Origin of the sequence: Corynebacterium sp. (genome assembly GCF_012837295.1) — a bacterium.
In the GTDB taxonomy this organism is placed as follows: Bacteria; Actinomycetota; Actinomycetes; order Mycobacteriales; family Mycobacteriaceae; genus Corynebacterium.
Window position 1 is genome coordinate 1 of the sequence record NZ_DURI01000269.1, and the last position, 6,981, is coordinate 6,981.

Consider the following 6,981-nt stretch of genomic DNA (forward strand, 5'->3'; position numbering starts at 1 on the left):
GGCGAATCCCTGGCCAACCTGGAGCAGTTCCGCCATCTGACCGGCGAATCCTGACTCTCGCGCCGTGCGGGAGGGGGCCCGTGGCCGAGGGGCTTTCCCGGAATGGGGGAGCGCGAGCGCTGGCCCCCGTTTTCGGGCATGATCGAAGGCATGAGCAACGGAAAACTTGTCCTCGTCCGACATGGCCAGAGTGAGTGGAACGCCTCCAACCAGTTCACCGGCTGGTACGACGTCGCCCTGACCGACAAGGGCCGCGCCGAGGCCGTCCGCGCCGGCGAGATGATGGTCGAGGCCGGCCTCGAGCCCACCATCCTGTACACCTCGCTGCTGCGCCGCGCCATCAACACCGCGCACATGGCCCTCGACGTCGCCGATCGCCTGTGGATCCCGGTCGTCCGCGACTGGCGCCTCAACGAGCGCCACTACGGCGCCCTCCAGGGCCTGAACAAGGCCGAGACCAAGGAGAAGTACGGCGACGACCAGTTCATGATGTGGCGCCGTTCCTACGACACCCCGCCGCCGGAGCTCGAGGATGACTCGCCGTACTCGCAGGCCGGCGACCCGCGCTACGCGAACGTCGAGAACGCCCCGAAGACCGAGTGCCTGCAGGACGTGGAGAAGCGCCTGATCCCGTACTTCGAGGCGGAGATCCTGCCGCGCCTGAAGAACGGCGAGACCGTGATGGTCGCCGCGCACGGCAATACCCTGCGCGCCATGCTCATGTACCTGGACGGCATCACGCCGGAGGACATCGCCGAGGTCAACGTGCCCACCGGCATCCCGCTGGTCTACGAGTTCGACGCCGACGGCAAGGTCCAGAACCCGGGCGGCACCTACCTGGACCCGGAGGCCGCCGCCGCTGGCGCCGCCGCCGTGGCCAACCAGGGCAACAAGTAGCTCCCGCGTTTCCGTGAGCCTCCCGGGGCCGCGCCCGCTTCGGCGGGTGCGGCCCCTTTTTTCCGCACCCGCGCGGTGAGTCGGAGTCACCCGGCACGGCCCGTCGACTGGCGATAAGGTGGGCCCGTGACCTCTACCATTCTCGCGGCATTAGTGGGCGCGGCCGTCATGGCCGCGATACTCATCGGGGGCGGTGCCGTCGCCGGGGTGGTCAAGTCGGTGTCGAAGCAGCGGTCGGGCGCGGAGGAACGCGTCACCACCATCGCGCAGGTGCTGCACCTGGCCATTCAGGGTTCGCCGACGGGCGTGGTCGTCGTGGACATTTCCCGGGACGTGCTGCTGTCGAATCCGCAGGCGCATCAGCTGGGCCTCATGCACGAGCGCGTGCTGCACGATCTGGGGTGGGAGGCGGCGCTGCTGGTGTTCGACACGCAGGAGGAGCAGGAGCTCAACCTGGTCATTCCGGCCCGCCGCGCCGGAGCCCCCGACAAGTCGGTCCGCTGCCTGGTCAGTCCGCTGACCATGGCGGACGATCGTTTCGTGGTGCTCTACGCGACCGACGAGTCGGAGCTGGTCCGCATGGAGGCCGCGCGCCGCGACTTCGTGGCCAACGTGTCGCACGAGCTGAAGACCCCGGTCGGTGCCATGAGCCTGCTGGTGGAGGCGCTGGCTGAGGCCAAGGGCGACCCGGAGGCGGTGGAGCATTTCAGCGAGAGCCTGACGCGCGAGGCGAAGCGGCTGTCCATGATGATCACCGAGCTGATTTCCCTGTCCAAGCTCCAGGGAGCCGAGGCACTGCCGGACATGGAGCCGCTGCAGGTGTCGGAGATCGTCGATGCGGCGGTGCACCGGACGAAAATCCTCGCGGAGCAGGCGGGCATCGCCGTCGGCACCGATTGCGAGGAGGGGCTGATGGTGATGGGCGATCGGTCGCTGCTGATCACCGCGGTGTCGAACCTGATCACCAATGCCGTCAACTACTCGCCGGAGCAGACGCCGGTCAGCGTCTCGGTGAAGATGACCGACGGCGACACCGTCGCCGTCCGGGTCACGGACCGCGGCATCGGCATTTCGCTGGCGGATCAGGAGCGCATCTTCGAGCGGTTCTTCCGCGTGGACAAGGCGCGGTCCAGGTCGACGGGCGGCACCGGCCTGGGGCTGGCCATCGTCAAGCACGTCGTCGCAAACCACAAGGGCGCCATTAAGATTTGGAGCAGGCCCGGCACGGGATCGACCTTCACCCTCGAACTGCCGGCCCTCAAGAAGGAAGGATGATCCACCCGTGACCTCCGTTCTGATCGTCGAAGACGAAGCCGCGCTCGCCGAGCCGCTGGCGTTCCTGCTGAAGAAGGAAGGGTTCGAGGTCCGCGTCGCGGGCGACGGCCCGACCGCGCTGGCCGAGTTCGAGGCGCACGACATCGACATCGTGTTGCTGGACCTGATGCTGCCGGGCATGAGCGGCACGGAGGTGTGCAAGAACATCCGGCTGCGCTCGAATGTGCCGGTGATCATGGTGACGGCGCGCGACAGCGAGATCGACAAGGTCGTGGGGCTGGAGATCGGCGCCGACGACTACGTGACCAAGCCGTACAGTTCGCGCGAGCTCATCGCCCGCATCCGCGCGGTGCTGCGCCGCGGCGGGGAGCCGGAGTTCGAGGAAGAGCAGCTGGAGGAGGACGTCCTGCGCGGCGGCCGCGTGGTCATGGACGTCGAGCGCCACGTGGTCACGGTCGACGATGAGCCGGTGTCGATGCCGCTGAAGGAATTCGACCTCCTGGAGTACCTGCTGCGCAACAGCGGCCGGGTGCTCACCCGCGGGCAGCTCATCGATCGGGTGTGGGGCGCGGATTACGTCGGCGACACCAAGACGCTGGACGTGCACATCAAGCGCCTGCGCTCGAAGATCGAGGTCCACCCCTCCCGCCCGAAGCACCTGGTCACGGTGCGCGGGTTGGGTTACAAGTTCGAGGAATAGGGAGCTTTACGACGGCCCGGCGCACCACTTGCGCGCCGGGCCGTCGCCAAGCGATCTAGACCTCGCCCGCGGCCACGCCCTCCGCCGCCGCGCGCGAGGCGGGGTGAATGGCCAGCAGGGGGTACCCGGAGGGGCCGAAGGCGCCGGCGAGACCGGCGGCCTCGCGGGTGCGGCAGTGGTCGGCGAGGATCTCGTAGCAGGCCTCGCCGATGAGCTCGACCAGCTCGGACCGGTGGGATTTCCAGATGGCGTCCGCGTGGCCGTGGGCGCCCGGGTCGCCGGTGCAGTACCAGTCGAAGTCCTCGCCGCCGTTGCCCCAGCCGCGGCGGTCGTACTCGGTGATGGTGGTGCGCAGGATCTCGTGGCCGTCGGGGCGGTCCTCGTAGGCCTCCAGGCGGCGCAGGGGGAGCTGCCAGCAGACGTCGGGCTTGGCCTTGACGTGGTCGACGCCGTGGGCGGCGGCCCACTGGTGCAGGGCGCACCCCGCGCCGCCGGGCCAGCCGGCGCGGTTGGCGAAGATGCAGGCTCCGTCGAGAACGGGGGTCTTCAGCGCGGGTTCGGGGTTGCCGTCCTCGTCGTCGAGCTCGTCCCACTCCAGCCAGGGCTCCAGCGGCTCGCCGTCTCCGGCGTCGATCTCGCGGAACCATGCGGTGACCGAGTCGGGGCGGTTCTGCCACCATCCGCTTTCCGACGGCCCGTCCCCGGCGTCGGCCTCCATCGCCCGGACGGTCTCGGCAAGGCGGTCGCGGTCGTCTTCGTCGCAGAGGAACGCGCCGTGCCCGCAGCAGCCCACGTCCGCGTTGCCGGAGTCGATGCCGTGGCAGGCGTCGGTGCCGAACACGCAGGAATAGGTGGACAGGAGCCACGTCAGATCGCAGGTGATCACGTGGTCGGGGTCGTCCGGATCGGTGAACTCGAACCACTCGCGCGGGAAATCGGGGGCGACTTCCGCGGGCGAGGGCGCGGTTCCGCGACCGGCGCGGGGGTGGAGCTGATTCACACCGGAACACGGTAGACCGTCTACCCTGAGACTCGTGCGATTAGGTGTATTGGACGTTGGCAGCAATACCGTTCATTTGGTGATGGTCGACGCCCGCCGCGGCGGGCACCCCACCCCGATGAGCGATACGAAGTCGACGATGAAGCTGGTCGAGTATCTCGACGACGACAATGATCTGTCGAAGAAGGGCATCGACAAGCTCACGGGCTACGTCGCCGAGGCCAAGGGCCTCGTCGATCAGATGCGGTGCGAAGAGATGATCAGCTTCGCCACCTCGGCGGTTCGCGACGCCCGCAACTCCGATGACGTCCTCGATCACGTGGAGAAGGAAACGGGCATCCGCCTGGAGATCCTCTCGGGCGAGGACGAGGCGCGGTTGACCTTCCTGGCGGTGCGCCGCTGGTACGGCTGGTCCGCGGGGCGGATCGTCAACCTGGACATCGGCGGCGGCTCGCTCGAGCTGACGTCCGGCACCGACGAAGACCCCGACGCCGCGTACTCGCTGCTGCTGGGCGCCGGCCGGCTGACCCACGAGTGGTTCGACACCGACCCGCCGGAGCGCAAGAAGATCGATCTGCTGCGCGATTACATCGACGCCGAGCTCGTGGAGCCGGCCCGCCATCTGCGCACGCTGGGCGAGCCGGATCTGGCGGTGGCCACGTCGAAGACGTTCCGCACCCTGGCCCGCCTCACCGGCGCCGCGCCGAGCTCCGCGGGCCCGCGCGTCAAGCGCACCCTGACGGCCGCCGGCCTGCGCCAGCTGATCGCGTTCATCTCGCGCATGACGGCCGCCGACCGCGCCGAGTTGGAGGGCGTGAGTTCGAATCGCTCCCACCAGATCGTCGCCGGTGCCCTCGTCGCGGAGGCGAGTATGCGAGCATTGGGGCTCGAGCAGGTGGAGATTTGCCCGTGGGCGCTGCGTGAGGGCGTGATCCTGCGCCGCCTCGACAGCAACCTTTACGGAAAGGGATGAGATGAGCGACGAAAAGCTCACCGTTGCCGAGTTGCTGGCGCGCCGCAACAAGGAGCGCGGCGACTCCGCCGGGTCGGAGGACCGCCCGCGCCGCCGGCGCCGCAGCCTCGAAGAAGGTGGCGTTTCCGTCGCCGAGCTGACCGGGTCCATCCCGCGCGTCGAAGCCGATGGCCCGCGGCGCGGTTCCCATGCCGTCGTCGAGGACGACGAGCTTGACGACGAGCAGGTCGTCGAGTCCGCCGAGGCCGCTGATTCCACCGAGGCCGTTGAGCCCGTCGAGCCGGTTGAGGCCGCCGAGCCCGTGGAGTCCGCCGAGCAGTACGACGAAGACGGGTCGGCCGAGGCGGAGTACGCCGATGAACTGGCCGCCTCCGAGGAATTCGGGGACGAGCCCGTCACGGAAGACGCCGAAGATGCGGCGGATGCCGTGGATCCCGTCGATTACGCGGAGCCCGCCGAGACCACCGATTCCGCCGAGTGGGTCGGGGAGTACGACGAAGAGGGTTCCGCCGAGGCGGAGTACGCCGATGAGCTGGCGGCCGCGGAGGAGTTCGGGGACGAGCCCATCGCGGACGAGCCCGTCGCGGATGAGGCCATCGCAGACGAGACCGTCGACGAAGAGCTCGCCGAGCCGCGCGAGCCGTTCTCCGTGCCGTCCGCCGTGCCGGTCGATCCGCGCCCGGTGATGGCGAACGACGAGACCGGTGAAATCACCTTCACCTTCACCAAGTTCCACGATGCCCGCACCGCCAGCGAGCCCGTCGCCGAAGTCGGCCCGATGGGCCGCGAGGTCCTCGAAGGGTCGATGGCCTACGACGACCGCCCGACGAACATCATCCCGGTGGTCGATGAGGACCCCGCGGATCCCGTCGACGCCCCCGACGATGTCGACGACCGTTCCCGGGACGACCGCGCCTTCGATGGTTCCGCCATCGCGGGCGGGGCGATCGGCGCCGCCTCCGCCGGCGCGATGGCCGATCACGTCGACGACGTGCCGGCCGCCTACCGCGAGCGCGAGGGCCGCGAGCACGAGGACGATGTGCACGAGCACGCCGTCGGCCCCGACGCCTTCGACGATGAGGACGATCACCGCTACGGCGCCATCGACCGCGAGGACGCCGAGGCGACCGCCGCCTTCGACGGGTCGTCGCTGATCGACGACCGCGAACCGCTGCGCGACGAGGAGCCCCGCCGGGACTTCGTCGACTTCTCCGGCGGCGACCGGTCCTCGGAGGACCGCGTCGACCCGTACGCGGCTCCCTTCGATGAGCCCGCCGCCGCGGCCCCGGCCGTCGCGGTCGGCGAGGCGGACAAGGCGGACAAGGCGACGAAGAAGTCGCGCGACGATTACGCCGAGGACAACTCGCTGAGCATCGGCCTGCTGATAGCCCAGACGATCGTCGGCCTGCTCTTCGGCGGCCTGGTCTTCGCGCTGTTCATGATGCTGTGGATGGTCCTGCCCACCGCGGTCGTCGCCGTCATCGCCGTGGCCTTCGCCTTCGGGCTGGTGGTCGTGGTCAACCTGATCCGCCGCGAGCGCGACCGACTGACCCCGATCCTCGCCGGCATCGTCGGCCTGGTCGTGTCCTTCGCGCCGTACGTGCTCACCATGATGTGATCCCGGCTCCGGCGCGCCCCGCGCACGCCGGCACCCCGCAAGCGCCCCGCCCTGGTTAGCCAAGGCGGGGCGCTTTTGGCACACTGGCCGACCATGACACGAATTGCGGTTATCGGCGGAGGAAAGATCGGCGGCGCGCTCATCGGCGGGCTCATCGACGGCGGGGTGGACCCCAAGTCCATTTACCTGGTGCAGCGGTCCCCCGAGCGCCGCAAGGAGCTGCGGGACGCGTACGGCGTCGTCGACGCCGACGACGCCGAGCAGGCCGTCGACGGTGCCGACGTGGTCTTCCTGTGCGTGAAGCCGCACGGAATCGTCGGGCTGCTGGAGGACATCTCCGGCGCCATCGACGAGGGCGAGGGCGACACCATCGTCGCGTCGATGGCCGCGGGCATCACGCTGGAGGAGCTGGAGTCCGTCTGCGCGGTGGGCACGCCCGTCGTGCGCGTCATGCCGAACACCCCGATGCTCGTCGGCCGCGGCGTCAACGCCATCGCCCCGGGCCGCTTCGCCAACGA

At 69.4% G+C, this 6,981-nt stretch carries 7 protein-coding genes; 6 read left to right on the forward strand and 1 reads right to left on the reverse strand.

Annotated elements, in window-relative coordinates:
- Positions 1–150: 150 nt before the first annotated feature.
- The 3 genes from GX015_RS08875 to GX015_RS08885 all read left to right on the forward strand — a co-directional run bounded on the left by GX015_RS08875 (position 151) and on the right by GX015_RS08885 (position 2,872).
- Positions 151–897, forward strand: coding sequence for a phosphoglyceromutase (locus tag GX015_RS08875; RefSeq protein WP_291344463.1), 747 nt, complete (start codon positions 151–153; stop codon positions 895–897).
- Between the two features lie 126 nt (positions 898–1,023).
- Positions 1,024–2,172 carry an ATP-binding protein gene (locus GX015_RS08880; RefSeq protein WP_291344465.1) on the forward strand — a complete coding sequence of 383 codons (1,149 nt, stop codon included), beginning with the start codon at positions 1,024–1,026 and terminating at the stop codon, positions 2,170–2,172.
- A gap of 7 nt (positions 2,173–2,179) precedes the next feature.
- Positions 2,180–2,872 carry a response regulator transcription factor gene (locus GX015_RS08885; RefSeq protein WP_291344468.1) on the forward strand — a complete coding sequence of 231 codons (693 nt, stop codon included), beginning with the start codon at positions 2,180–2,182 and terminating at the stop codon, positions 2,870–2,872.
- Positions 2,873–2,927: 55 nt separating this feature from the next.
- On the opposite strand, the gene GX015_RS08890 is transcribed toward GX015_RS08885, so the two are convergent.
- Positions 2,928–3,872, reverse strand: a complete 945-nt coding sequence (locus GX015_RS08890) for a hypothetical protein (RefSeq protein WP_291344470.1) — start codon at positions 3,870–3,872, stop codon at positions 2,928–2,930.
- A 34-nt stretch (positions 3,873–3,906) separates the two neighbouring features.
- Between GX015_RS08890 and GX015_RS08895 the strand changes: the two genes are divergently transcribed.
- The 3 genes from GX015_RS08895 to GX015_RS08905 all read left to right on the forward strand — a co-directional run.
- A complete protein-coding gene (locus tag GX015_RS08895) occupies positions 3,907–4,845 on the forward strand; it encodes a Ppx/GppA phosphatase family protein (RefSeq protein ID WP_291344472.1) in 939 nt (312 codons plus the stop codon).
- Position 4,846: 1 nt separating this feature from the next.
- On the forward strand, positions 4,847–6,463 hold the full coding sequence (locus tag GX015_RS08900; RefSeq protein ID WP_291344474.1) for a hypothetical protein: 1,617 nt from the start codon (positions 4,847–4,849) through the stop codon (positions 6,461–6,463).
- A 93-nt stretch (positions 6,464–6,556) separates the two neighbouring features.
- A partial coding sequence (locus tag GX015_RS08905) for an NAD(P)-binding domain-containing protein (protein WP_291344476.1) occupies positions 6,557–6,981 on the forward strand: 425 nt, incomplete at its 3' end.